This is a genomic window from Dactylosporangium sp. NPDC051484, from assembly GCF_040689395.1.
Taxonomy (GTDB): domain Bacteria; phylum Actinomycetota; class Actinomycetes; order Mycobacteriales; family Micromonosporaceae; genus Dactylosporangium.
On sequence record NZ_JBFAZX010000051.1, the window covers coordinates 1 to 25,298 of the forward strand.

At 68.9% G+C, this 25,298-nt stretch carries 22 protein-coding genes and 2 pseudogenes; 9 read left to right on the forward strand and 15 right to left on the reverse strand.

What is annotated here, in order from left to right; all coding sequences use genetic code 11:
- Positions 1-169 precede the first annotated feature (169 nt).
- Complete coding sequence (locus AB0367_RS37015) at positions 170-1,261, forward strand: alanine racemase (protein WP_366231188.1); 1,092 nt, start codon at positions 170-172, stop codon at positions 1,259-1,261.
- A gap of 54 nt (positions 1,262-1,315) precedes the next feature.
- Positions 1,316-2,767 carry an aldehyde dehydrogenase family protein gene (locus AB0367_RS37020; RefSeq protein WP_366231208.1) on the forward strand — a complete coding sequence of 484 codons (1,452 nt, stop codon included), beginning with the start codon at positions 1,316-1,318 and terminating at the stop codon, positions 2,765-2,767.
- Positions 2,768-3,265: 498 nt separating this feature from the next.
- On the opposite strand, the pseudogene AB0367_RS37025 reads toward AB0367_RS37020, so the two are convergent.
- Positions 3,266-3,394 (reverse strand): annotated as a pseudogene (locus AB0367_RS37025) (IS982 family transposase); the annotation flags it as partial.
- Positions 3,395-3,796: 402 nt separating this feature from the next.
- On the opposite strand from AB0367_RS37025, the gene AB0367_RS37030 reads away from it, so the two are divergent.
- The 3 genes from AB0367_RS37030 to AB0367_RS37040 are packed head-to-tail and all read left to right on the forward strand — an operon-like array spanning position 3,797 to position 6,196.
- Entirely contained in the window at positions 3,797-4,609 is an 813-nt protein-coding gene (locus AB0367_RS37030; protein ID WP_366231189.1) for an ATP-binding cassette domain-containing protein, read from the forward strand.
- Between the two features lie 8 nt (positions 4,610-4,617).
- Positions 4,618-5,379 carry an ABC transporter permease gene (locus AB0367_RS37035; protein WP_366231190.1) on the forward strand — a complete coding sequence of 254 codons (762 nt, stop codon included), beginning with the start codon at positions 4,618-4,620 and terminating at the stop codon, positions 5,377-5,379.
- A 46-nt stretch (positions 5,380-5,425) separates the two neighbouring features.
- Positions 5,426-6,196, forward strand: a complete 771-nt coding sequence (locus AB0367_RS37040) for a MerR family transcriptional regulator (RefSeq protein ID WP_366231191.1) — start codon at positions 5,426-5,428, stop codon at positions 6,194-6,196.
- Between the two features lie 161 nt (positions 6,197-6,357).
- Here AB0367_RS37040 and AB0367_RS37045 read toward each other — a convergent pair whose 3' ends face one another.
- From AB0367_RS37045 to AB0367_RS37055, 3 genes are read right to left on the reverse strand one after another with little or no spacing between them, the layout of a single operon-like run.
- Positions 6,358-7,443: an ABC transporter permease subunit gene (locus AB0367_RS37045; protein ID WP_366231192.1), complete on the reverse strand. Its 1,086-nt coding sequence runs from the start codon at positions 7,441-7,443 to the stop codon at positions 6,358-6,360.
- Positions 7,440-8,339 carry an ABC transporter ATP-binding protein gene (locus AB0367_RS37050; protein WP_366231193.1) on the reverse strand — a complete coding sequence of 300 codons (900 nt, stop codon included), beginning with the start codon at positions 8,337-8,339 and terminating at the stop codon, positions 7,440-7,442. The genes AB0367_RS37045 and AB0367_RS37050 overlap by 4 nt, the downstream gene beginning before the upstream one ends.
- On the reverse strand, positions 8,336-8,725 hold the full coding sequence (locus AB0367_RS37055; protein ID WP_366231194.1) for a GntR family transcriptional regulator: 390 nt from the start codon (positions 8,723-8,725) through the stop codon (positions 8,336-8,338). Before AB0367_RS37055 ends, AB0367_RS37050 begins: the two co-directional genes overlap by 4 nt.
- Before the next feature lie 161 nt (positions 8,726-8,886).
- Between AB0367_RS37055 and AB0367_RS37060 the strand changes: the two genes are divergently transcribed.
- Positions 8,887-12,057 carry an AAA family ATPase gene (locus AB0367_RS37060; protein ID WP_366231209.1) on the forward strand — a complete coding sequence of 1,057 codons (3,171 nt, stop codon included), beginning with the start codon at positions 8,887-8,889 and terminating at the stop codon, positions 12,055-12,057.
- 1 nt (position 12,058) lies between these two features.
- On the opposite strand, the gene AB0367_RS37065 is transcribed toward AB0367_RS37060, so the two are convergent.
- The 3 genes from AB0367_RS37065 to AB0367_RS37075 all read right to left on the reverse strand — a co-directional run bounded on the left by AB0367_RS37065 (position 12,059) and on the right by AB0367_RS37075 (position 14,347).
- Positions 12,059-12,913, reverse strand: coding sequence for an ABC transporter permease (locus tag AB0367_RS37065; protein WP_366231195.1), 855 nt, complete (start codon positions 12,911-12,913; stop codon positions 12,059-12,061).
- A gap of 82 nt (positions 12,914-12,995) precedes the next feature.
- Positions 12,996-14,009: an ATP-binding cassette domain-containing protein gene (locus tag AB0367_RS37070; RefSeq protein WP_366231196.1), complete on the reverse strand. Its 1,014-nt coding sequence runs from the start codon at positions 14,007-14,009 to the stop codon at positions 12,996-12,998.
- A 29-nt stretch (positions 14,010-14,038) separates the two neighbouring features.
- A complete protein-coding gene (locus AB0367_RS37075) occupies positions 14,039-14,347 on the reverse strand; it encodes a hypothetical protein (RefSeq protein WP_366231197.1) in 309 nt (102 codons plus the stop codon).
- Positions 14,348-14,556: 209 nt separating this feature from the next.
- Here AB0367_RS37075 and AB0367_RS37080 point away from each other — a divergent pair, with 209 nt between their 5' ends.
- Positions 14,557-15,288, forward strand: coding sequence for a FadR/GntR family transcriptional regulator (locus AB0367_RS37080; RefSeq protein WP_366231198.1), 732 nt, complete (start codon positions 14,557-14,559; stop codon positions 15,286-15,288).
- A gap of 49 nt (positions 15,289-15,337) precedes the next feature.
- On the opposite strand, the gene AB0367_RS37085 is transcribed toward AB0367_RS37080, so the two are convergent.
- Both AB0367_RS37085 and AB0367_RS37090 read right to left on the reverse strand, forming a co-directional pair.
- Positions 15,338-16,219, reverse strand: coding sequence for a 2-hydroxy-3-oxopropionate reductase (locus AB0367_RS37085; protein ID WP_366231199.1), 882 nt, complete (start codon positions 16,217-16,219; stop codon positions 15,338-15,340).
- Positions 16,216-17,016, reverse strand: coding sequence for a TIM barrel protein (locus tag AB0367_RS37090; RefSeq protein WP_366231200.1), 801 nt, complete (start codon positions 17,014-17,016; stop codon positions 16,216-16,218). The genes AB0367_RS37085 and AB0367_RS37090 overlap by 4 nt, the downstream gene beginning before the upstream one ends.
- Before the next feature lie 606 nt (positions 17,017-17,622).
- Here AB0367_RS37090 and AB0367_RS37095 point away from each other — a divergent pair.
- The gene (locus AB0367_RS37095) at positions 17,623-17,943 is read left to right on the forward strand and encodes a hypothetical protein (RefSeq protein WP_366231201.1); all 321 of its coding nucleotides are present in this window, start codon (positions 17,623-17,625) and stop codon (positions 17,941-17,943) included.
- A 295-nt stretch (positions 17,944-18,238) separates the two neighbouring features.
- On the opposite strand, the pseudogene AB0367_RS37100 reads toward AB0367_RS37095, so the two are convergent.
- The 5 genes and pseudogenes from AB0367_RS37100 to AB0367_RS37120 all read right to left on the reverse strand — a co-directional run.
- Positions 18,239-18,410, reverse strand: a pseudogene (locus tag AB0367_RS37100) (IS701 family transposase); the annotation flags it as partial.
- A gap of 459 nt (positions 18,411-18,869) precedes the next feature.
- Positions 18,870-19,526, reverse strand: a complete 657-nt coding sequence (locus AB0367_RS37105; protein ID WP_366231202.1) for a response regulator transcription factor — start codon at positions 19,524-19,526, stop codon at positions 18,870-18,872.
- Positions 19,527-19,591: 65 nt separating this feature from the next.
- A complete protein-coding gene (locus AB0367_RS37110; RefSeq protein WP_366231203.1) occupies positions 19,592-21,292 on the reverse strand; it encodes a histidine kinase in 1,701 nt (566 codons plus the stop codon).
- A 52-nt stretch (positions 21,293-21,344) separates the two neighbouring features.
- Positions 21,345-22,013 carry a hypothetical protein gene (locus AB0367_RS37115; protein WP_366231204.1) on the reverse strand — a complete coding sequence of 223 codons (669 nt, stop codon included), beginning with the start codon at positions 22,011-22,013 and terminating at the stop codon, positions 21,345-21,347.
- A 113-nt stretch (positions 22,014-22,126) separates the two neighbouring features.
- The gene (locus AB0367_RS37120; protein ID WP_366231205.1) at positions 22,127-23,011 is read right to left on the reverse strand and encodes an ABC transporter ATP-binding protein; all 885 of its coding nucleotides are present in this window, start codon (positions 23,009-23,011) and stop codon (positions 22,127-22,129) included.
- A gap of 447 nt (positions 23,012-23,458) precedes the next feature.
- Between AB0367_RS37120 and AB0367_RS37125 the strand changes: the two genes are divergently transcribed.
- A complete protein-coding gene (locus AB0367_RS37125; RefSeq protein WP_366231206.1) occupies positions 23,459-23,683 on the forward strand; it encodes a hypothetical protein in 225 nt (74 codons plus the stop codon).
- A gap of 586 nt (positions 23,684-24,269) precedes the next feature.
- Here AB0367_RS37125 and AB0367_RS37130 read toward each other — a convergent pair.
- Positions 24,270-25,298 (reverse strand): hypothetical protein (locus tag AB0367_RS37130; RefSeq protein WP_366231207.1); only part of this gene is annotated, 1,029 nt, incomplete at its 5' end.

Sequence of the window (25,298 nt, forward strand, 5' to 3'; positions counted from 1 at the left end):
CAGAACCACCCAGACCTATACCATCCACGCCAGCATCACGATCTTCGAACAAGGACTTGCCGCCCGCCCACGACGCTAAACGCAACGGCGTTGAAAGGGAGATTCGATGCCTAGCCCAGCGGAAATGACAACATCCGGGCAGCCACCTCAGGTCGAATCGCTGGGACGCGTGAGCGGTGAGATCGCGACCCCTGCGCTGATCGTTCATGGGGAGATCGCCCGACGCAACGTCGCCACCTACGCGTCCCTGGCCGCCGAGCACGGCGTCAGCCTGCGGCCACACGCCAAGACACACAAGTCGGAGGTGCTGGCCGGCTGGCAGCGCGACGCCGGCGCCCAGGGGCTTACCGTCGCGACCTATCAGGAGGCCGAGTACTTCGTCGGTGCCGGTCACCGCGACGTGTTCATCGCATGCCCGCCGGTCGGTCCGGCGCGTCAGAGGGTGCTTGCCTCGCTGATCGGTGAGGCGGACGTCGTCGTCAGCGCGGACAGCGTCGACGTGATCGCGGCGATCGACGACGTCGGTCGCGCCGCCGGCCGTGCGATCCGGTACTACTGGGAGGTGGACGCCGGCTTCGCGCGATTCGGTTCCGGCGCGGGCGAGGCCACTGTCGCGGAGCTGCTCAATGCGCAGCGCTATCCACACGCGACCTTCGCCGGACTGATGGCCTTCAACGGGCGTTCCTACGCGATCGAGGACGTCCGCGACATCGCGAGGGTGAGTCGCGCCGAGACCGAGCTGGTCCTGCTCACCGCCGAGCTGCTGCGGACGGCGGGCCTGGAGGTGCCGGTGGTCAGCGTCGGCTCCACGCCGAGCGCGGGGACGGTCGCGGCGATTCCGGGCATCACCGAGATCCGTCCGGGGACGTACATCTTCAACGACGCCACTCAGGTCGCGTTGGGCGCCGCCACACTCGCCGACTGCGCCCAGACGATCTGTGCGACGGTGATGAGCGCCCCTGCTGACGGGCGGATCGTCATCGACGCCGGTTCGAAGGCGCTTCCGAAGGAGATCATGTGCCGGTTCACCGTCGGCTACGGGACCGTCCTGGGGTATCCCGGGCTCGTCATCGAGCGGGTCAGTGAGGAGGCATCCGTCCTGGTGTGGTCGACACCCGACCATGTCGACCCGCCCCGGGTCGGTGACCAGATCCAGATCGTCAGTAACCACTGCTGCTCGGCGACCTATCTCTACTCCCACTTCTTGCTGATCGACGGCAACGACGTCGAACGTCTGCCCGTCAACGCACGAACCCGATGACAACGGCGACGAGGAATCGAGACAGGAGGCATACGAGAAGTGAGTAACGCGGTCATGGAGGTCGCGGGCCTCTTCATCGGCGGCGACTGGCGGCCGTCGTCCGGGATGGACCGGTTCACGGTGACGAGCCCGGCGACCGGCGAGGTGCTCTGGGATCTCGCCGAGGCTGTCGATGCCGATGTGAACCACGCATTCGCCGCCGCCCAGGCGGCATTTGAGCGACACGAGGGCATCTCGCCGTACGAGCGCGCCGAGTGGTGCGAGCGCATCGCCGACCAGCTCGAGGCGCGGCTGGAACCGGTCGCCCGCGCGATCTCCATTGAGCAGGGCAAGCCGCTGGCCGAGGCGCTCGGTGAGGCCGGCTCCGCGGTGGAGGGTTTCCGGCTCGCGGCTCAGGAGGCTCGGGCGCTGCGTGGCGAGATGATTCCGACGCACGACACCCGCAAGCGAGTCTTCACCCATCGCCGCCCGTGCGGGGTCTACGCCATCATCACGCCCTGGAATTTCCCGCTGAACATCCCGGTCGAGTATCTGGGACCGGCGATCGCCTCCGGGAACACGGTCGTGTGGAAACCGGCTCCCACGACGGCGGGGATCGCGATTCTGCTCGCACGGTGCATCGAGGCCGCGGAGGTACCGCCGGGCATTGTCAACCTCCTGACGGGACGCCTGCCCGAGCTGGGTCGCGCCATGGTCGCCCACCGGCAGGCGATCGGCATCGGCTTCACCGGTTCGAGCGCCGTCGGCGCCGAAATCGCGCGCACCGCGTACGACAAGCGGAAGATCCTGGAACTGGGCGGAAACGGTCCGGTCATCGTCCTACGAGAGGCGGACATCGCCCTCGCAGCGAAGCAGTCTGCCGCGGCCGCCTACGCGAACGGAGGGCAGTCGTGCGCGGCCGCCGGACGGATCCTGTGCGAGAGCAGCGTCTACGACGACTTCATCGCCGCACTCGCAGCGCAGGCCGCGCGGGTTGTCGTGGGGCCGCCCCTGGCGGCTGGCACCACCATGGGGCCCTGTCACACCCGTGACGTGTATGACCGGACGCAGGCCCACATCGACGATTCGCTTGCTGGTGGTGCAGCCCTGGTCTTCGGCGGCGGACCCGTTCCCGAGGCTGCCACGCCCCTGTTCAGATCGCCGGCCGTGCTTGCCGAGGTGCCGCGACAGGCGCGGGCCAACATCGAGGAGACATTCGGCCCGCTGGCGGCGGTCATCCGGGTCGACGGTGACGCCGACATCCTGGCGACCGCGGCGATGAGCAGGTTCGGGCTGTCGTCGGCAATCTTCAGCGAGAACTACCCGCGGGCCATTCGGCTCGCCGAACGCCTGAAGAACGGGCAGGTGGTGCTGAATGACACCAGCAACTTCTGGGAGCTGCACATGCCGTTCGGCGGATGGCCGGGATCGGACAGCGGCACGGGTCGTCTCGGGGTGCGCGAGACGCTCCTCGGCATGACGGAGGTCCAGTCGATCTCGATGCACCTGCGGGAGGGGGAGGGCTAGTACCAACGCGAACGCCTTCAAGAGACGCGATGACGCGAGCGGGCAATGCCCGATCAGCGGCGCGGGTGCCTCGGGTATCGCGGCGTCGGGCACTGAGGAACCCGAACGTGCACGCACAGACCATCCCCGGCGCGGTCTGCGGGCGTTAGATTCCGGGCATCGAACTCGTGGGGGACCGCCGTGCTGGTTCTCGACTCGCCGTCGCTGCCGGCCGGCGAGCGGGCCGACGCGTTCCAGGCAACGGTCAGCATGAACTGCTCGTCGAGCATGGCCTCGTTCGCGGTGGCGGATCCGCTGCGGGAGACCCGGGACGGCCACGGCGCCTCGCTCGTCGTGCGCGGTCACGCCGGGATCGGCAAGACGACGCTGCTCGCGGCGGCCCGGCGCGCCGCCACCAGCGCCGGGATGACGGTGCTCCAGTGGTGGGGGTTCGTCGACGCCCGCCACTTCGCCCGCCGCTTCCGCGTCGAGTATGGCCTGAGCCCGGCGCAAGCCTCAGAAGTACTGGGAGTGCGAGGCGCAGCAGCCGTACCCGGCGTGGCCGGCCAGGTCGGAACGTTTGATGGTCTTCTGTGAGGCCCCGCACGGCAGCGGGGTGGAATCGATCAGGCGAAGCTGGTCGAACCAGGGCCTTGGTCACGACTCCACCTGAAGCGCCGGCGCGTGCGGGTCGACCCGCGCAGCGCCACCGCTTGAGAGACACTATCGACAACCTCCAGCACCGCATCAGCGAAGCACATGAACGCCGCTGGCTCAGTGGAGGTCCAGGGACTGCAGATAGGCCTGGACGCGGCCAAAGCGAAACTTGCGGCCCTCAACCACACCACGGCACAGCCGGCTCCGGCTGACATCGGACCAGTCGTTCTTGGCGTGGCGGCGGTACCCCAGGAAGGTCGCACCGCCGTCGCGACTACACCCACTGCTGGGCCCGGCAGGCGCTCCGCAATTGCAGCTCACCGCAGCGATACACATCGAATCTGTCCTGGAGGCTTGACCCTGACGCTGCGTCAACCCTCCATGCTGCTTGTCATGAGCATCCTTCCGGCAACCGATCAGGTTCAGGGGCCTGCGATCCGCGTGCAGGGCCTGGAGAAGTCGTACAAGCAGCTGAAGGTGCTGCGCGGCGTGGACTTCGATGTGGCGCGGGGCAGCGTCTTCGCCCTGCTCGGCTCGAACGGAGCGGGCAAGACCACGGTGGTGAAGATCCTTTCGACGTTACTCAAGGCCGACACCGGGACCGCCCGGGTCAACGGCTTCGATGTCGCGACGCAGGCCGCCGGTGTCCGCGAGTCGATCAGTCTCACCGGGCAGTTCGCGGCGGTCGACGAGATCCTCAGCGGGCGGGAGAACCTCGTCCTGGTCGCCAGGCTGAGGCGCCTCAAGGACTCGGGCGCGATCGCGGATGACCTCCTGAGGCGCTTCTCGCTGACCGAGGCGGGCACCCGGAGGGCAGCGACGTACTCCGGTGGCATGCGCCGCCGCCTGGACATCGCGATGAGTCTTATCGGGAATCCGGCGGTCATCTTCCTCGACGAGCCGACGTCCGGGCTGGACCCGCAGGCGCGCATCGAGGTGTGGCAGGCCGTCAAGGAACTCGCCGAGGGCGGCACGACCGTGCTGCTCACTACGCAGTACCTGGACGAGGCCGAACAGCTCGCCGACCGGATCGCGATCCTGCACCAGGGCCGGATCATCGTCGACGGCACCCTGGCCGAGCTCAAACAGCTGCTGCCGCCCGCCAAGGTCGAATACGTCGAGCAGCAGCCCTCTCTCGAAGACGTCTTCTTCGCGGTCATCGGCAACGCCGGCGACGACGCCAAGACAAGGTCGAACAGGAGGTAAGAACAACAATGGCCACACATTTCCTCAGCGACACCGCCGTCCTCACCGGACGGACCGTGCGCCACGTCACCCGCAGCCTGGACACCATCATCACGACCGCGATCACACCGATCGCCATCATGCTGCTGTTCGTCTACGTGTTCGGCGGCGCGATCGACACCGGGTCGGTCTCGTATGTGAACTACATGCTTCCCGGCATCCTGCTCATCACGATCGCGTCGGGCATCTCCTACACCGCGTTCCGGCTCTTCGGGGACATGCAAAGCGGAATCTTCGAGCGATTCCAGTCCATGCCGATCGCCCGCTCGGGCGTGCTGTGGGCGCACGTGGTGACCTCACTGGTCGCCAACGTGGTCTCGCTCGTGGTCGTTGTCGGCGTCGCCCTCCTCATGGGCTTCCGCTCGGGCGCCGCAGTGCCGGCCTGGCTCGCGGTCGCCGGCATCCTCCTCCTGTTCACCCTGGCCCTGACCTGGGTCGCTGTCATCCCAGGCCTCACCGCGAAGAGCGTGGACGGCGCGAGCGCGTTCTCCTACCCGCTCATCTTCCTGCCGTTCATCAGCTCGGCCTTTGTGCCCACCGACACCATGCCCGTCCCAGTGCGCGCCTTCGCCGAGCATCAGCCGGTGACCTCCATCGTCAACGCGATCCGCCACTTGTTCACCCAGCAACCGGTCGGTACGGACATCTGGATCGCCCTCGCCTGGTGCGTCGGCATCCTCATCGTTGCCTACATCTTCGCCAACATCTCCTACCGTCGCAGGATCTCCTGAGCCAGGCGTCGACCGGATCTGGGCGAGTTGAGGGCAGGATCAGAGGATGCTGACGATCGGTCAACTAGCGGCGTATGCCGGTGTCACCGTGCGGGCAGTGCGGCACTATCACCAGATCGGACTGCTGCCCGAGCCGCAGCGGGATGCTTCGGGCTACCGGAGGTACGGTGCCATGGCAGTCGTGTCCCTCATCAAGATCCGAACCCTCGCCAACGCCGGCGTGCCGCTGTCTCAGATCCGTGCGATGTTCGAAGCCGACGCCTCGACCTTTGTCGAAGTGATCCAGCGGATCGACAGTGACCTGCGCGAGGAGATCGAACGGCTGGAGACCAGCCGCGAGCAGATCGCGCAGCTCACTGCCGGGGACGGTCTGGTGCTCCCGCCGGAGGTGGTCTCCTATCTCGATCGGCTTCGGGATATTGGGGTGTCGCAGCGGCTGGTGGAGGGTGAGCGGGACGGGTGGATCCTGGTTGCGGCTCGCTGGCCCGATGGCATCCGCGAGATGATGGCCGGGAAATTCGTGCAGCTCGATGATCCGCAATACGTCCGGCTGTACCGTCTCCTGTCGGATATCGTCGAATCCGACGCGGGCGGTGACGACCCGCGGCTGCGGGAAGCCGCCGACATCATGGCCGGCATGGCCGAGCGGGCATACGCCGCCGGCGTGGCCAACGTCGACGAGGCGGCGCGCGACGACCTCCCGTTCGACCTCTTGGACTCGCTTGCCCTTGAGTCCGACCTGCGGGCACAGCGGATGCTGGATCTGATGCACGAGCGGGGCTGGGCTCGGTGGACCAGGCTGGATCGGCTGGCGTAACCGCCCGACCAACCTCCGGGCGTCGCTTCGCATCTGGACGACACTTGCGCGAGGGTTCGGCGGCCTCGATCTGGCCGGTAGCCAAATCGAGGCTCATGCCATTCGGTTTGCGCGGGTCGACGCTACTCGCGACCGTCTTCGAGTATCGGGCGGGCGAAGGGTCAGTTCTGTCGGCGCCGGATCCACCAGAAGCAGGTACCGGCCAGCGACCCGGCGAGCACGAGGAAGATCCCGGTTTCCACCCACTGCAGCGGCCAGTAATGGCTCGCGGGGTGGTAGGTGACTGTTTCGTGGAGGTCGTACTTGGCGAGGCAGGCGCCGATCTGGCTCGCCTGATCGAGCTCGGTGCGAGGCCCGTGGATGTGGGCCTGGGCGAAGCCCTGCGGGCTCAGGTCTGAGGCGTCGCCCTGGCTATCTGGGAAGCATTCGGGGTAACTGTCGATGCGGACCACCTGGCCGGACGAGTTCTTCACAGGCGGCTGGGATGTCAGCCATGCGCCCGGCGGTGTCGGCAGATCGAAGTGGAATTCCGTTTGCGAGCCCGAGAAGCCGGTGCTGGTCTGGCTGATCGGGAGCGTGGTCGTGGTCGACGGCAGCAGGTGGGGTCGGACGGCGGGTACGAGAATCTGGATGGCGATGAACACGGCGAGGGTGACGGCCATGGCCGGCAGGGTGCGGCGCAGCAGCAGTCCCAGCGTGGTACCCAGGGCGAAGGTGAACGCGGCGTAGCCGAGCGGGACGATGTCGCGTGAGGCGAAGGTCATCGCCGCCCACCGGTCGCCGTTGAGGTGGTCCAGCGGCCCGGCCCACCAGGTCAGCAGCCAGCTGAGGATCGCGGCGGTGGCGATCGCGGCGGCGCCGATACCGATGAGTTTGACCGTTAGCCACCGGGTGCGGGTCACGGTCTGGTTCCAGGCGAGTTGATGCGTACCGGTTTCCAGTTCACGGCCGATCAGCGGCGCGCCCCAGAAGATGCCGATCAGCGCCGGTACTGCGATCACGAGGAGTTGGAGGAGCTGGAACATGGGCTCATAGCTTTGCCGCAACTGGGGGATCCGGGAACCCAACGCCCGCGCCGCGGGGGTCGAGCCGTCGCAGGCGTTCAGCGGGGCGCACGCGGCCAGGTCAGCGGCGTAGCTGTGGTGCATCCGCAACCCGGTGACCAGGAAGAAGATCGCGGCGGCGGCGAGCAGGACCAGTCCGGTGAGGGCCTGGGCACGGAACTGCCGCCAGGCTACCCAGATCATCGCGCTGCTCCCGTCGGTTGCATCGCGGTCGCGGCGCCGTGGTCGACGGGCCGCTCCATGTAGGTCAGCACGAGGTCCTCCAGTTCGAGGTGTTCGGCGGACCAGTCCCCGGCGGGCAGTTCGCTCTCGCTTCGCACCACGAACGTGGACTGCCGGTCGGTGTGCTCCGCCGAGATGACCTGCAACCCCGCGGGCAGGTCGGACTCCTGGCGCCGGGTGCACACGATCCGGTGGTGCTGCGCGAGCAGGTCATCGGTTTCGCCGGCGAGCTGTACGCGGGAGGAGACCAGCACGACCAGGTAGTCGCAGACGCGCTCGAGGTCGGAGACCAGGTGGGAGGAGAGGATGACGCTGGTGTCGTTCTCGGCGACCGACTCCATCAGGTGGCGCAGGAAGTCGCGGCGGGCCAGCGGGTCGAGGCTGGCGACCGGCTCGTCGAGGATGAGCAGTTCGGGTCGCTTGGCCACCGCGACGGTCAGAGCGAGCTGGGCGCGCTGCCCGCCGGAGAGCTTGCCCGCCTTCTGCTTCGGGTTCAGCCCGAGTTGCTCGATGCGGGCCTGTGCGAGCCTCGCGTCCCAGGCTGGGTTCATCTTGGCGCCGAACTTCAGGTGGTCGGCGACGGACAGGCTCGCGTAGGTGGGGGTGTCCTGGGCGACGTACCCGACCCGGGCCAGTTGCGCGGTTGCGCCGTTGGGCTGCTCGCCCAGCACCTCGATCCGCCCCGTGGTCGGTACGAGCATGCCGCAGGCGATCTTCAGCAGGGTGGTCTTGCCCGCGCCGTTGGGCCCGACCAGGCCGACGACGTGTCCCGGCGGGATCTTCAGGGTGCAGTCGGCCAGCGCCTGGCGCTGGCCGTATCTCTTGCCCAGCGCGTGGGCGTGCAGTATCGCGTTCATTGCTCCTCTTCGGCGTTCTCGCGCAGGGTGTTCTGGAACATCGCCTCGATGCCCGGCTCGGTCAGGCCCGCAGCGCGGGCCTTGTCCATCCAGGCGCGCAGCTCCTGCTGCAGCGGACCGTGTTCGGTGAGTGACGCGTGGCCGAGCGATCGGGTGATGAAGGTGCCCACCCCCGGCTTTCCCGCGGCCAGGCCGAGGTGTTCGAGTTCGCGGTACGCCTTGCTCACGGTGTTCGGGTTGATCGCCACCTTGGCGACCACCTCCTTGACCGTAGGCAGCTTGTCGCCCTCGGTGAGCAGCCCCAGCAGCAGCGCTTGCCGTACCTGCCTGACGATCTGCAGGTACGGCGCCATACCCGAGCGCGCGTCGACGTGGAAGTCGATCACCCGTAATTCCGTTCCACTAGGTTACTAGTGAAATGAGGATGTAGGAGTGCCGGGTGCGTGTCAAGCCGCCGGTCCTGGCACAAGCGGTGACTGCGGCGACGTGGGCAGCGATGATTACGTTGCCGTTCTTCGACCAGACGTTCCGCTACGGTGGAGAAGTCATGGATCTCATCGGGCGGGAGCATCCCGCCGGCCTGCTGAGCACGGCGGTTGACCGTGCCGTCGCGAGCCACGGCGGGCTGGTGCTGGTCGGCGGCGAGCCGGGCATCGGCAAGACGACGCTTGTCACGGCCGCCGCCGACGAGGCCCGGCGCCGGGGCGCGTTGGTGCTCGGGGCGGCGTGCTGGGCGTCCGGCAGCGCGCCCGGGTACTGGCCGTGGGTGCAGGTCGTGCGCGGACTGCGCCGCTCGCCCGACGACTGGGAGCTCGCGCGTGAGGCTGCCGAGCCAGGTCTGCGGCGCCTGCTGGGCGAGGCGCCGACCACCGAGGCCCCGACCACCGGGATCCGCGGCGTCAACGACGAGGGCTTCGGCGAAGCGGACCAAGGCGACGGCGACGAGGAGGCGTTCGCGCTGCACGACGCCGTCACCACCGCCCTGGTCGCTGTCTCGCAGCGGCGGACGGTCGTCGTCCTGCTCGACGACCTGCACTGGGCCGACCCGGCCTCGATGCGGCTGCTGCAGTTCGCCGCGCAGCACACCTGGTTCGAGCGCCTGCTCCTCATCGGCACCTACCGTGACGCCGAGGTCGAGTCGGCCGACCACCTGCTGCTGCCGCTGACCGCCAAGGCGACCACCATCACTCTCGACGGCCTGTCCCGCGACGAGGTCGGCGCCCTGATCACCCGCACGGCCGGCCGTGAGCCGGGCCCGGAGCTGCTCGACGAGGTGCACCGCCGCACCGGCGGCAATCCGTTCTTCGTCGAGCAGACCGCCCGGCTGTGGCGCGTCGACGGTGAGGCCGGTGCCGTCGCGCCCGGTGTGCGGGAGGTCGTGCGGCAGCGGCTCGCGCAGCTGCCCGCCGCGGTCGTAGAGGCGCTCACCGTCGCCGCTGTGCTCGGCCGAGAGTTCCACCGTCAGGTGCTCGCCGACTGCGTGCCCAGCCCGGTCGCGGAGACCGACCGGCTGCTGGGCCGAGCGGTCACCGCGCGGCTCGTGGTCTCCCGCAGCGGCGGGCGGTTCGCCTTCGTGCACGATCTGGTCCGCGAGACCCTGTACGACGGGCTGGGCGACGAGGACCGGCGTGCCCGGCACGCCGCTGTGGTCCGGGCCGCCGAACGCTCGGCGGCGCTGGCTGAGCGGCTGCTGCCCGGTGAGCTGGCCGGGCACGCCTGGCTCGCCGGTCCCGGCGTCGACCCGGCGCACGCCACCGACCTGCTGCTCGTGGCCGCCCGGGCGGCCACGCGCCGGCTCGCGTCGGACGAGGCGGTGATGCACTTCCGGCGCGCGCTCGACGTCGTCGCCGACCCGGCGCAGCGCACCAAGACGATGGTGGAGTTCGGCCAGACCCTGCGGCACCACCACGGCGACCGGGCGGCGGCCGAGCGGCTCATGGCCGACGCCGCGGCGATCGCGCTCGACCTCGACGACCCGGTGGTTCTCGCCCGCGTGGCCATCACGGTGTACCGGAACCGGCACTCCGCGGGCAGCGCCACCGACCCGGAGCGGCTCCTCCGCGAGGCGCACCGCCGCCTGATCGGCGAGCCCGCGAGCGCCGCGGCACCCGGAGCCCTCGTCACGGACCTCATCACGGCCACCGAGACGCTCGCCCGTAAGGGCCAGGACGACGAGGCGCTGACCTTCACCCTCTGGGCTCGGCACGACACCACCTGGGGGCTCGGCACGGCCGCCGACCGGGCGGCGCTCACCGCCGAGATCCGCGACGTGGCCCGCCGCACCGGCGATGTGGAGACCGAGCTGTGGGCGACCTCGCTGCGTTGGGTCGCGCTGCTGGAACTCGGCGACCCGGGCTACTACCGGGAGTTGACGGCCATGGCCAGGCTCGGCCGGGGGGAGGACTCCGCGGCGTACCGGATCATGCTCGCCATCGACGGCGGGGTCGTCGCCGGGTTCCGCGGCGACTTCGCCGAGGCCGACGCGTGCTACACCGAGCTGGAGTCGTTCGGCGAGTGGACCGACGGCGACCACGCGTTCACCACCCCGCACCTGCGATGGGCGTGGCTGCTGCCGCAGGGCCGGTTCCCGGAGATCGACGCACTGCTCGACCGGCCCGACCTGTCCGACCGCGACTACGTGCAGCTGCTGCGGGCGATCACGGCGGCCGAGCGCGGCGACGCCGGTACCGCCGCGCGGCTCACCTCTGCCATCGAGGCCGCCGGCGTGAAGTACGGCCGCGCCGTCTCCCCGCTCTGGCACCGCCTCCGGGCCGAGGTAGCCGCCGCCTCGGGCGACCCCGGCCGGTGCGCCGAGGTACGCGAGGTGCTGCGGCCGTATCGCGGGCAGTGGCTGGTCGCGCTGTTCGGCTGCGACGTCAGCGGCCCGGTGGACCACTGGCTGGCTCGGCTCGACCTCGCCGAGCGGCGCTGGGACGACGCCGTCGCCGGCTTCCGCGCCGCCGGCGAGGCCGCCGACCGGATGGGTTCGCGGCACTGGTCGCTGCTGGCCCGCGCCGGGCTCGTGGAGGCGCTGTCGGGCCGCGGCCAGGCGGAGGAGGCGGCCGCACTGCGGGCGGCGGTGGCCGAGCAGGCGCGGGCGCTCGGCATGCCGCACGTCGCCGGCCGGCTCGGCGCGCGGCCAGCGGCACCGCCGGACGAGCCGCCACCCGCCGACCACGAGTTCCGCTTCGACGGGGCGGTCTGGCAGCTCGCCTACGCCGGGACCATCGTCCACCTGCCCGACGCGAAGGGCCTGCACGACCTGCGCCTGCTGCTGAGCCGTCCCGGAGTGGACGTGCCGGTCGCCGAGCTGCTCGACCCGTCCGCCGGCCCCGAGCTGGCCGCCGCGTGCCGGCTCGGCGGCGACCCTGTCCTCGACGACGAGGCGAAGGCACGGTACCGGCACCACCTCGGTCTTCTGGACGAGGAGATCGACCGGGCCGCGGTGCGCGGCGACGAGCCGCGGCTCGCCGCCCTCGACGCCGAGCGCGCGGCGCTGCTGGAACAGCTGCGGGCGGCGGCCGGCCTGGCCGGGCGCACCCGCCGCCTCGGCAACGAGGCCGAGCGGGCCCGCAAGACGGTCACCGCCCGCATCCGCGACACGCTGCGCCGCCTCGACGAGCGCCACCCGGCCCTCGCCGCGCACCTGCGCGAGACGGTGTCGACCGGCGGCGCATGCTCCTATCGCCCGCCCTCGCCGCCACCGTGGCGCCTCTGAGTCAGCGGCGGTTGTAGCGGTACATCGTGAGCGTGCCGAACACCACCAGGAAGCCGGCGCTCCACAGCAGCAGCCACATCGTGTTCGACGGGTCGAACGAGCCGGACATGGCCGCCCGCACGGCCGCCACCAGGTGGGTGATCGGGTTGGCGTTGACGAACGCCTGCAGCCAGCCGGGCATGGTGGTGGGGCTGACGAAGACGTTACTGAGGAACGTCAGCGGGAACAGGACCATCATGCTCACACCCATCACGGACTTCTCGCTGCGCAGGACGAGGCCGAAGTAGGTCCACACCCAGGAGAACGCGAAGGAGAAGATCACCAGCAGGCCGATCCCGGCGAGCACGCCGAGCACGCCGCCGTCCGGGCGGAAGCCGAGCACCAGGCCGACCCCGAGGATGACGAGCGCGGCCAGGACGTAGCGCAGCACGTCGCCGAGGATCATGCCGACCAACGGGGCGGGGCGCCAGACCGGCAGCGTCCGGAACCGGTCGAAGACGCCCTTCTCGATGTCGGTGTTGAGGCCGACCCCGGTGTACATCGTGATCATCACGACGCTCGTGACCATGATGCCGGGCAGGAAGAACTGGAGGTATTCACGCGGGCTGCCGGCGAGCGCGCCGCCGAACAGGTACGTGAACATCAGCACCATGATGATCGGGAACGCCGTCACATCGAACAGCTGCTCCGGAACGTGCTTGATCTTCAGCATCGCCCGCCAGCCGAAGGTCATCGACGCCGACAGCGCGCTCGGGCGGGGTGGGCGCGCCTCCGGGGCGAGGACCGTGGCGAGAGCTTCGGCCGAGGGCACGAAGACGGTCGGCGCCCGGCCGGTCGAGGTTGCGGCGTCGCTCATGCTGCCTCCGCTCCGCTCCGGCCGTACGAGCTCCACCCTGAGCCCATGATGATCGGCCTCCTCCGCTTCGCTCCGCAACCGCTCATCGGGCCGCCTCCAGCTGCTCGTCCCGCTCGCCGGCCGGCTCCGCCGGGTGGTCGGTCAGAGCCAGGAAGACCTCGTCCAGGCTGGGCTGGCCGAGGGAGAAGTCGTCGATGACGATGCCGGCGCGGGCCAGGTCACCGAGCGCCCGCGCGGCCTGTTCGCTCGCGTCGAGGTCGGAGCCGGCCCCGCCAACTCGTGCGGTCAGTGCCACCGGGTCGGCGTCCAGCTGCACGGGGACGCCGAGGGCCGCCCGCAGCACAGCTTCCGCCTCCAGCCGCCGTCCGGGGTCCCGTAGCCGCAGGTGTACGGTGCCGGAGCCGACCGACGACTTCAGCTCGCCAGGCGTGCCCTCCGCGATCACCTTGCCGTGGTCGACCACCGCGATGCGGCTGGCGAGCTGGTCCGCCTCGTCGAGGTACTGCGTGGTGAGCAGCACCGTCGTGCCGTGCGCGACCACCGCGCGGACGATCTCCCACACCTGGTTGCGGCTGCGCGGGTCGAGGCCGGTCGTCGGCTCGTCGAGGAACAGCAGGTCCGGGGTGCTCAGGATGCTCGCCGCGATGTCGATGCGGCGGCGCATGCCGCCCGAGTACTTCTTCACCTGCCGCGCGGCCGCGTCGGTCAGGCCGAACGCGGCGAGCAGCTTCTCGGCCCGCTCGCGGGCGGCCGGCTTGCGCAGCCCGAGCAGGCGGCCGAGCAGCACGAGGTTTTCGAAGCCGGTCAGGTCCTCGTCGACCGACGCGTACTGCCCGGTCAGGCTCACCCGGGCCCGGACCGCGTCGGCCTCGGCCACGACGTCGTGCCCGAAGACCCGGGCCCGCCCACCGTCGGGGCGCAGCAGGGTCGCCAGCACGCGGACCGCCGTGGTCTTGCCGGCGCCGTTCGGCCCGAGCAGGCCGTAGACGGTGCCGGCGGGGATGCGCAGATCCATGCCGTCCAGTGCGCGGGTCTCGCCGAACGACCTCGTCAGGCCCTCGGCCTCGACGGCCACGCCCGTGGTGCGTTCACTCACGGATGCAAACCTTCCTTAGCGTCGCTGTCTCAGGAGTTCTGTCGCGGCCGGTCCAGGCACTTCGCCTGCTCGCTGTGCACGTTGAGCAGGTCGAACGCGACGGTGTCGCGGTCGGGGTCACGACGACGAATGCCTCGGCCCGGTTGATGTTCTGCACGAACGACCGTATCGCCGCGGTGGGCTCCGCCGGGTAGCTGCCGGGAAACCCGTACGCGGCGAGGTCGACGACGGTCACCGTCAGGTCGTCCCGCCGCATCGCCTTCTCGGCGGCCGATGGTCTCGCCCGCGCGTCCCTCGCGTGTGCTGCCGATGATCACGGCGAGCCGGAGGGGTGCCATGCTGCCTCCTCGGGGTCGGTCACCCCTGTGGCGCTAGGCGCCGCCCGGCGCCCGCTAGATTGAATCTCGCGGCCATTCGTCAAGATCATTTATCTGGAGCGCTGCGGTAGGATTGGCGACATCCTGGCCGAGGGGAGACCTTGCCTTCGAGGCTGACGTCGGCGGTCGTAACGACAGGCGGTATGCCGGCTGTGCGTGGAAGGAATTGAGTGGCCGAGAACGAAGTCCTCGCGTTCCGGACGATCGAGCGTCCCAAGGTCTACGCCGCTGCCGTCGAGCAGATCCTGCAGAGCATCCAGTCGGGGACGTTCCCGCCGGGTAGCGCGCTGCCCGCGGAGCGCGCTATGGCCGCCCAGTTCGGCGTCAGCCGAAGCTCGCTTCGTGAGGCGCTGCGGGTCCTCGAGCACGCAGGGGTCTTGGAGGCTCGCCCGGGCAGCGGCACCTATGTGTCGTCCGACGGGGGGTCTTACGAATCGTCCTTGCGTGCGCAGGCCGCCGTTGCCGGTGAGCACAGCCCGCTGGACCTGATGGTCGCGCGTGCCGCGGTCGAGCCCGCCTGTGCTGAGAACGCTGCCCGGGCGCGCACGGAGAAGGACCTTGAGGCCATGCGCCGGCACCTTGAGGAGCAAGGCCGCTACGTCCAGGCGGGCCTGGACGCCGAGGCGGCGGAGGCCGACGCGCAGTTCCACCTGGCGCTCGCTGTGGCAACCCACAACGGAGTCCTGGTGATGATGGAGCGCACCATCATCAGCCTGATGCGAGAGCATGCCTGGACTCGGCTGAAGGCCCGCTCCAGGCACCATTGGGGTCCCAAGTTCGTCGAGCACCACCGGCTCATCCTCGATGCGATCGAGCACGGCGACTCGCGGCGCGCTGGACAGCTCATGCTCATGCACATGACCGAGATCGAGACGTCGCTCATCGCTGAGCTCGGCGGGTAAGCGCCGTCTCGCCGACCTAGGCGAGACGCGCCGCGTGATCCGGACGTGCCTATACCGATGCCCCGGACATCCGCTGGACTCCTCGGATGAGGGCCGAATGGTCGAGTTCGCCGTCACCTTGGGCGCGTGCGGCGCCCATGAGCACGGCGGCCATGGCCCCAAGAGGGACGGCGACGTCGCGCTCCCGAGCGGCTTCGAGCACGATCCCGAGGTCCTTATGGTGGAGGTTGATCCTGAAGCCGGGCTGGAAGTCGCCCGTCAGCATGGCGGCAGACTTGCGATCGAGCACCGCGCTCCCGGCGAGTCCGCCCGCCAGTACCTCGACGGCCCGATGCTGGTCGACGCCGTGCGCGTCCACGAGGACGAGTGCCTCAGAGACCAGCTGCATGATGCCGGCGACTACCAACTGATTCGCGGCCTTGACCGTCTGGCCGGCGCCGGCGGGACCGACATGCACGATCGTTCGACCGATCGACTCGAGAATCGGCAGAGCGGCCTCGAATGCCTCGGCGCTCCCACCGGCCATAACAGACAGCGTCGCCTCGATGGCGCCGTGCTCGCCGCCGCTGACCGGCGCGTCGAGCGGCAGCAGGCCATGCGCCTCGGCAGCCGCGGCGACTCGCCGCGATACAGCTGGCCGAATCGTGCTCATATCGATCACGTATGTCCCGGGGGCGGAGTTCTCGATGGCGCCCCCGGGCCCGAGTAGGACCGCTTCCACATCGGGGGAGTCGGGCAGCATCGTGAGGACAGCATCCGCGCCGTGCACGGCCTCCAGCAGAGATCCGGCCACTTCGCCACCGGCCGCCACCAAGGCGTCGGCCTTCGCGGGTGTCCGGGTGAAGCCGACGACCTCATACCCTGCTCGGGCAAGGTTGCAGGCCATCGGCGATCCCATGATCCCTAGTCCGACGAACGCGATACGCGTCACGAATCTCTCCTTTGTTCGGGTGCGAACGGGTTGTCCGCCGTGCTCTGAAACTCAAGCGCGATGCGCCCTCGGTATCCCGCGGCGTCGAGTGCCTCCAGCCACCGGTCGAACGGCAAGGTGCCGCTGCCCGGGATACCGCGGCCGGGAGCGTCGGCCAGTTGGACGTGTGCGATCCGCGCGGCGTACTGATCGATCGCTTGATCGACGTCATCCCCGTTGACCGAGAGGTGGTAGACGTCGAGGAGCAGGCCTGCGTTCTCAACCTCTCGACGCTCGGCATCCATCAGCACGGCGACGACGTCGGACGCGGTTTTCAAGGGGTAGTCAGGCACCCCGCTCACGGCCTCCAGCACCACGGTGCCGCCGAGTTCCGCGAGCTGACTCGTGGCGTATGCCAGGTTCGCGAGCGCGGACTCGGCCTGAACGGCTGGGGGCACTTTGGGAAGGCGACGCCCGTAGAGCGCATTGAAGATGCCGCATCCTGTGGCCTCCTGTACGCGGCGTGCGACGTCCACACTCGCGTGGAGTTCGTGCTCGCGTCCGGGCCAGGACAGCACGCCTCGGTCGCCGCCCGCCATGTCACCGGCGAACAGGTTCAGCCCGGCCAGGTCGACCTCGGCATCGTGGAGCGCGTCGATGAACGTGTTGATCTCGGCATCGTCGGGGTGGGCTGATTCGAAGGGCCACCAGAACTCGACTGCTCGCCCGCCGGCTGCTCGGACCCGCGCGAGACGTTCGGGCAGCGGGAGCGAGCCGAACAGGATCGAGCAGTTGACGACGTAGGCCGACAGATCCACCGCATCTCCTAGATTGGTCCTACCACCCGACCGGATGTGGATTCATGCCCGCAGGGCGCCGGTCGGGCTTCCTTGAGTCTGTGCCTGGCGTGTTGAGGCCAGAATGCCAGAATAGTCGCGCAGCTGTCCAACCTTGGGTGTACTGGCAGTCGTGTTTCGGGGTTCCCCGGCTTTCGGTGAATGGCCGTGTGGTCCGACCACATGCTCGCGGGGTTCATCGACGCCTGGTGCGCCGGCTTCGGCGGCAACGTCCAGGCTGTGATGCGCCCGGACGGGCTGCCGATCTGGATATCCGAGGTTGAGCGCTGCTCGGCACCACGACCTGACAGCACGCCCCCGGCACCCTGCACGACGACACGTTGGGGTCGTGTGAGCTCGACACCGTGCTGGAGACGCAGCCCACGAGTCAACGCATGCGGTCGGTGTCACTCCCCGTCCGGCGTCGCATCTGCACGTCGACGTGTGCTGAGCGGAGCGGCCGTCTGCGCATTGCCATCGATCGATACATGCAGGTACGATGCGCTCACGTTGAGCTGTTGCGTTGCCGTGCGCATCGGCGCCCGCGGTCGCCGCTCGAAGTCGTGATGGTCGGTTTTGGGGGTTCGGATGAGTCTTGGGACACGGGCCGCGTCGTTCGGCACTGCGGTGCTGCTGGCCTTCGCGATCGATGCGGCGGTCGCCCAGCCGGCGTCGGCGGTGCCGAGCAACTGCACCATAAGCCGAAGCGGCACGAGCCAGTATTCCAGCCTGTGCACCGCAGGTACCGGCGAACACCAGATCGTCGTCGACTGGAAGTTCGTCAACCCCTGGCTGCCGCCGGACCTCTACACGTCGTACGGGCCATGGGCCGGCGTCGGCAGCGTGTCGACGACCACGGGCATCCCGGGCGGGGCCGTGATCATCGGCACGGCGGTCCTGCTCCGCTAAATACTGCAACGGCGGTTCGTCACGTATGATGGTCTTTGAGGCGTTTGCGGTAATGGTTGGCTTTCGCTTGGGCTTGTCGGCGGCGACGCCAGCCGGACCAGTGCAGCACGTGTCCCGCCGTGGTCCGTCCAATGACGGACGAGTTTACTGAGCAGGCGACGGATTTCGCTGCTGCTCAATGGCATCAGCGTGTGCTCGCCGTCGTTGGTGCCCCTTTTGCTGCCTCACGGGCGCGGGTGACGACCAGGAACGCGGCGGCGAGCATGGTGGCGACCCGCACCAGTTCACGCGGCCGGGTGCCGCGCTCGCCGAAACACGTAGTAAGCGATCTCGGTCGGGTCGCTGACGCTGCGCCGGGCCAGGACCCAGCCGCGACGGCCGTGCGGGAACGGCCGGCGGATCGGCAGCCAGGCCCAGTCGTAGACCCGCGGCCCGTGCGCCCCGTCGCCACAGGACATCCGCCGCCACGCACCGCCCGGCACCCTGCCGACTCGTCGGCGCTCATGCGCTGGCTTGAGTCTCCCCCGGGGAGAGGCCTGACGATGGAGGGACAGCGGCCGGCCGGACTGTCCTTGACAGCCGAAGCCGGGACAGAGGGATCACCGTCCGCCGTGTCAAGGACGGCCGTTCCGCCGTGGGAGCAGTGGCCAGTGCAAGACAACGAGGCGCAGCGCCCGGCCGAAGGCGCCGGGTGAGGAAGGCCTGCGCAGGCACCACGCCGCAGGCGCGGACCACGTCGGCATCCAGGTGATCGCCGGCCCAGGCGAGACACCGGTCGCAGGCTTCCGGGCCCTCGCCGAGCAACTGCGCGCCCAAGCCGCACGGTGACTGCCGCGGGCTTGACCCCACCGTTTCGGGCCTAACCTCAAGGGGGCGGGTCCTGAGCCACCGCGGTTTGGTGTGACGCTCTCGAGGCCTGCCCTACGTTAGAGAGGCGGGAGCAGGCCGGCGTCGTGAGCGAGGATGGCGGCTTGCACTCGGTTGGTGCAGCCGAGCTTGGTGAGTATGCGGCTGACGTGAGCCTTTGCCGTGCCTTCACTGACGAGGAGCGCTTTGGCGACGTCGGCGTTGGATGATCCGTCGCCGATCAGGGTGAGTACGTCGCGTTCTCGGTCGGTGAGCACTTGCAAGCGTTGGCGGGCGAGGTTGCCGCGTGTGTCCTCCGGGCCGATGTAGGTGTCGATCAGATGGCGGGTAATTTTGGGCGACAGGATGGCGTCGCCGTTGGCGGCGATCCGTACCGCCTGGATGAGCCCGTCTGGCTCGGTGTCTTTGAGTAGGAAGCCAGCGGCGCCGGCGCGCAGGGCGCGGGCGACGTGTTCGTCATCTCCGAACGTGGTGAGCATCACGACGCGGGTGGCGGGGGTGAGCTTGATGATGTGTTCGGCGGCGGCAAGGCCGTCGAGTTTCGGCATTCGGATGTCGAGTAGCGCCACGTCGATGCGGTGGCGTCGAGTCTGTTCGATGGCCTCGGTGCCGTCGCTGGCCTCGGCGATGATCTCGATGTCGGCTGCCGTTTCGAGGACGAGGCGCACCCCGGCCCGAATCAGGGCTTCGTCATCGGCCAGCAGTACGCGGATCATCGCGTTGCCTTTCTTCGGTTGGTCCGGCCGCCCGCTGTCGCGGGCGGCCGGGTTCTACGCGGGGGTTACGGGTTGGTGTGCTCTTTGTCGATGATCAGTTCTCGCTTCTCCACGAGTTTGTCGCCGACATAGCAGAAGCGGTATGCACGGTACGGCCCGTCGCCCTTGTTTTCTTTGGACAGGGCGTAGTCGCACACCGACCCGGCGGGCGCGGGTGGCTCTTTGCCGTCAACCATGGCGATCTTGCCGATGGAGCCGACATCGCCGATCGTTTGCTTGACCTGCTCACGGGTTTGGCCGACCTGAACTGTCGCGTACTGGGCTGGCGTGATCGCGGACTTTTCGGCTTGCTTGCCCAGGATGTAACCACCGATAGTGACGCAGCCGCATGCGAGGATGACGGTGCCGATCAGGATGGCCACGATGGTCTTTGCGGTTTTGGACATGATGCCGGTACTCCCTGCTGGTAAAGCATCGCTGGAGTGCCTAGCGTGACCTTCGCGCACGGCTGACGGCGTCTGCATTTCGGCTAGTCGTGGCTGGTCGATGTGCAGATCGCGGCTGTCCAGCAGGGCCGGCGGGGCGGAGATTGGCAACGACGCCGTGAGCACGAACTCGCCGTCCACCTGTCTGGCTGATACGGTGCCGCCGGCCAGGCGGGCGCGTTCGCGTAGCCCGGCCAGGCCGAGACCGGTGCTCGGCGGCGGCGTCTGCGGCGGCTGGATGGGGTTGCGTATGTCGATGGTTGCCCGGGCGCCGTCGTGATGGACTGAGATGTGGGTGGGCGCGTGTGGCGCGTGTTTGTGCACGTTGGTGAGGGACTCACGAACAACGCGGTGTACTGCGCGACGCACCGTGGCGCTGGCGGCTGTCAGGTCGTCGCCTTCCCAGCTGATGGTGACCGGCTGGCCGGCTGCGCGGGAAGCCTCGGCCAATGCGGCGATGTCGGACTTGGTTCCGGCCTCGGCGTCCGTCGTCTCGTCGGAAGGCCCGCCCGCGTCGACGCGGAGAATTCCGAGCAGGTTGCGGAGCTCGTCAAGGGCCGAACCGGCGGTGGTGCGAATCAAGCCGGCCTGGGAGTTGAGCGACGGCTGCTGTTCGCGGGTCCGTAGTTCGAGGGCGCCCGCGTACAGGGAGATGAGGCTGAGTTTGTGGCCGAGGAGGTCATGCATCTCCCCGGCGATGCGGGCACGTTCCTGCATCCGGGCGCGCAGGTCGCCGAGGTGCTGTGCCTCTTCGAGGATGGCGTTGCGATCTCGCAGTGTTTCGATGCGTCTTCCGCGTTCGCCGATGATGGCGCCGACGGCGGCCGGGAACAGAATCAATGTCATGACGTAGCCGGAGGCCAGGACGGCGGTTTCGGGCCAGCTCAGCGAATGCGGGAGCCAGAAGAACGCATTGCTGACGGCGGCCAGGACCGTGATGGCGAAGCATGGCACCGCCTGCCGGGCTGTCGTGAGTCGCCGACCCGCGCCATAGGCCACTATCGGGAGGGCGGGGATGGCCACTGGCAGTGCGGAGATCAGCGCTACGGCGGCGACTGACGCCCCAGGCCAGCGGTAACGGGCCAGCAATGCGGCTGCGGCAACAGCCATCGGCAGGAAGTGCCATGGGTGGTTGGCAACGTCGGCTATCGCGATCCACACATACAGGCCCGGCAGGGCAAGCCATCTGGCAAGCCGCCCGCGACTCATCCCGGATACCGCACGCCGGGCCACCAGAAACTCTTCGCGGCCGCGGCCGAGCAGGGCCGTGTACCGGTTCACACCCGCCTCCCGGGACGACACGCGGCTGTCGCCGCCCTGCCGGACCTGACGATTATTCGATCGGTGAGCGTAGCCGGAACCAGGCGATAAGCGACGGCAAGATCACCCAGAATAGCACCGAGGTCACGGCTGGTAGCAGGGTCCGGTCGGTCGCGGCCCCAGAAGAGATCGCAGCAACCGAGCCGGTGAGGTCCAGCCACCGCCCGACCCCGGCCGAGCCGATTTTGATCATTGGAGCGAGCGGGGCCAGCACGTAGCCGACGATGATCGACGCTGCCACGCTGCGCGTGGCGGCACCGAGGGCGAAGCCGACCACTGCCTGGATGAGCACCGGCAGCAGGAGGACTCCAGCGGGACGGGCGACACCTAACGCCGCCGCGGGACTGTGGCCTTTCACCGTCAAGGCGATCGCGGCTACCGCGATGGACAGCACGGCGAACAGCGCGGTCACCGCCGTGACGATGAGCAGAAATGAGGCCAGGCACGCCGCCAGCCAGCGGGCTCGCCTCGGCGCTACGGTCAGCACCACCAGGGCCCAGCGGGCCTTGAACGGCGCGCATGCGGCCAGGGCACCGATCGCCAACCACAGTACAGAGAACGCAATCGAGGGGAAGGTGAGGAAACTGTTCGCGTCGGCGGCCGTGGGTGTACCCGAGATGCGCGCCGTGGCCGCGATGACACCGGCCAATCCGGCAGCGAGAGCCAGCAGCGAGCCCGCCACGACGGCCCGCTGTGCGCGCCAGATGCGCAGGTGTACCAGGATCAGTTTGCCGAACGGCACCGGCTGGAGATACCACCTCATGGTGCGCGGTTCGGTGCTGGTAGACAGGTCGCTCACTGGGCTGCCCCTTCCGCGGTAATGAGCTGGTAGATGTCGGAGAGCTGGTTACGTTCAGCGGAAAGCTCACGCACGACGAGGCCCTGCGCCGCGGCGATCTCACCCACCTCGTCGGTCGTCGCGGCCTCCACCCGGAGGGTTCCGCCTGGCAGTGGTGTTACTCGGCGACCGAGTTGGTTCAGCGTCTGGGTCAGCGTGGCGGGCTGGTCGACACGGACCAGCACGCTGTTGGCGTCGAGGAGTTCACCAATGGCGGCATCGCGCGCAACGTGGCCCTTGTGCATGACGACGATGCGGTCAGCCACCTGCTCGACTTCCTGCAGGTTGTGGCTCGAGATCAGGACGCTTCCGCCGCGGGCGGCGTGTTGCGTGACCCAGCCGCGAAGCTCGTGGCTGATCACAGGGTCGAGCGCGTTCGTGGGCTCGTCGAGGATGAGCACCTGCGGGTCGCTCACCAAAGCCACCGCCAGTGCCAGTCGCTGGCGCATGCCGGAGGAGAACTGGCCGATCTTCTTGCCCGCCGCCGCCGACAATCCCACCTTCTCCAGCATGTGCGGTACCTGCGAGCTGGGCACGCCTGACAGTTCACCGGCCACCGACAGCATGGTTGCGGCCGTCCAGGTCGCCGGTAACGCCGACGCGTCAAAGGATGCTGCGATCAGCCCACCGAAACGGCCGATCTGTGTCACAGGCTTGCCCGCGACGGTTACCTCGCCGGAGTCCGGCGTGACAAGTCCCAGAGCCATCTTCATCAAGGTCGACTTGCCTGCGCCGTTGTGGCCGACGAGGCCCACCACTGTGCCACGATCCACCCGCACGGACACTTCGCTGAGTGCCTGCGTGGAACCGAAGCTCTTGTGCACGTTTTCGAAGGTCAACACTCGTCAGAAGGTAGGGCGGCCAGGGACCTGCCGAATCTGCCGAACTGCCAATTCGCCGGGCCGAAAGACAGCCACAGCCAGGCCGAACGCGCCAACGGCGCAGGATGTCGGGGTCGTGAGTCGACGCGCCACGCGAACGACAGGTTGTTCACGTACGGCGCACCGCCGCCCGATCCGAGAGAAGTGCGCCACCGGTCATGCGTTCACGGCGTAAGTTAGGTTAGGCTGACCTTACTTGGAGGTGGGCTGTGGAGCCGAGCTGTGTGGAGATCGCCCGAACCGTTGCGCAGGGAACGGCGCGGCGCACGTTCCAGGTTGCCGGCTCATGGGACCGGCTGGGGTTCCCAGCACCGGTGCGCGACCGACATGAGTTGGCCCAGCTCCTGCACGGCGTGCTCTTCCACGGCGACACCGCGATCGGCGGCGACCACGACGTCGCCTGAGCCGTTGAGCGCCACTGTGCCCGAGGAGCCGCCGGACCCGCGGCCGTCGACCGAGCCGATCCGCACCGTGACCGTGACCATCCATCTGCGGATGCCGGTCGAGGTCATGCGGCGGCGGTATCCGTACCTGTACGCCCAGCTGTTCCAGGCCGGCCCCGGTATCGATCTGCCGACGCCGATGCCTGAACCTGGTGCGATCGGGGCCGCACCCCGGACACCGGCGCCGTAGGATGACCGGCACCGCAGGTTCGCCCGCCGGGCCGGGCGTCGCAAGAGCCTGGTACATAAGGGTTTCCGGGCATGGCTGGGCGGCCAGTAGTTTGACCGGCGGGCTCGGAGCAGCGGCGAGACGCGCTCCGCCACACTGAGTTCGGGGGCCAATGCGTAGGTTGGGCTGGTGGGTGATCGGAGCGGTTGTCGTTGTGGTCCTGCAAGTCCGGTCTGGTGCGGCGCGGAGCCAGTCGAGGGTCTCGCCGAGGTCCACTGTTGGCGATCCAGTCTTTCGGCTGCGGATCACCGCGGCAATCCCGCAGGCCCATAACGCTGCCCGGTTCGCCCTGCTGGAGTACGCCTTATCCGCCGACACCGAGTCCGGCCGTTTCCGCAGCCGGCCACCCGGCCGAGCGACCGAGATCTGATCAAGCAACGCAACCAGGTGGCGAGTGTCGGCAGCCTGACCCGGCGTGATCCGCGGCCCCTGGTACGACGCGCTGGTCCGTGCCGGGCCGAGGTTGGGTCCTCGGCGCCGGCGCGGACCAGCTCACGGCAGGTGCGAATGTTGCCGCAGGTCCTGGGCGGGCAGGTCGAGACGCTGCTCAGCCGGTGAACTGCCGGAAGATGTTGCTGAAGGCGTAGTTCGACTGGCTGATGCCGCTGCATGTACCGCTCAGCGTGCCGGTGGCGCAGCCGAAGTCGCGGTTGATCGCCCAGAAGCTCAGCCGGGCCATGTGTTGCTGCTGAGCGAAGGCGAGCAGTTGCTGCGCGTCGGTCAGGGTGAACTTCTCGGTCGGATTGTCGTTCTGACCGATCATCGGGGTTGCCGCGATCTTGGCCCACAGCTGCGCGTCGGTGAGTCCGGGCAGCAGCACCTTCAGCTGGCCCTGAACCTTCTTCAAGGCGTCGATGCTGGCCTGACCCATCCGGCTGCCGGACACGCCGTCGTAGTAGTCCATGGTCATCAGGTTGACCACCTCGAATGCGAGGCCGCGGGCGACCGCTGACTGCAGGACGTAGAGGTTCTCGCTGTTGAGGCCGCCGGCCGGGGTGACCCCGAGCGTGAACGAGAGGTGGAACGTCTTGCCGGCGGCGCGCAGGTTGTCCTGCATGATCTTCAGCGCGTCGTTGCGCTTGTCGACCACCGCGCGGTCGAGGTTGTTGTGCACATCGCCGTGCTCGGCGTCGATGTCCAGGTACGTCGTCGCGTACGCGGTCAGCACGCTCTGGTATGCGGCGGCGATGGCTGCCGGTGTCGAGCAGTGGCTGACCAGGTCATCGGCGTCCCAGCCGCCGGAGGAGACGATGATGTCGCCCCCCAGCGCGCGCAGCCGGGCCACGTTGCCGCGCAACCGATTGTCGTCGGTCGACCAGATCGGCTGGCAGTTGCCGGTACCGTTGACGAATCCGAGCGTGTAGAACTTCTGTCCGCTGTCGGTGGCGAACTTCGCCACGTCGTCACCGATGAACGTGGCGATGTAGGGCGCGAAGGGGAACGCCTTGGTGGTCGGCGGGTTGGAGGTCGGCGGGGTGCTGGTGGGCGGGTTGGTGGGGCCGCCGCCGGGCAGCGTCCACTTCTGGTTGGCGCCGCCGCCGCAGGTCCAGATCTGCAGCCGGGTGCCGTCGGCCGA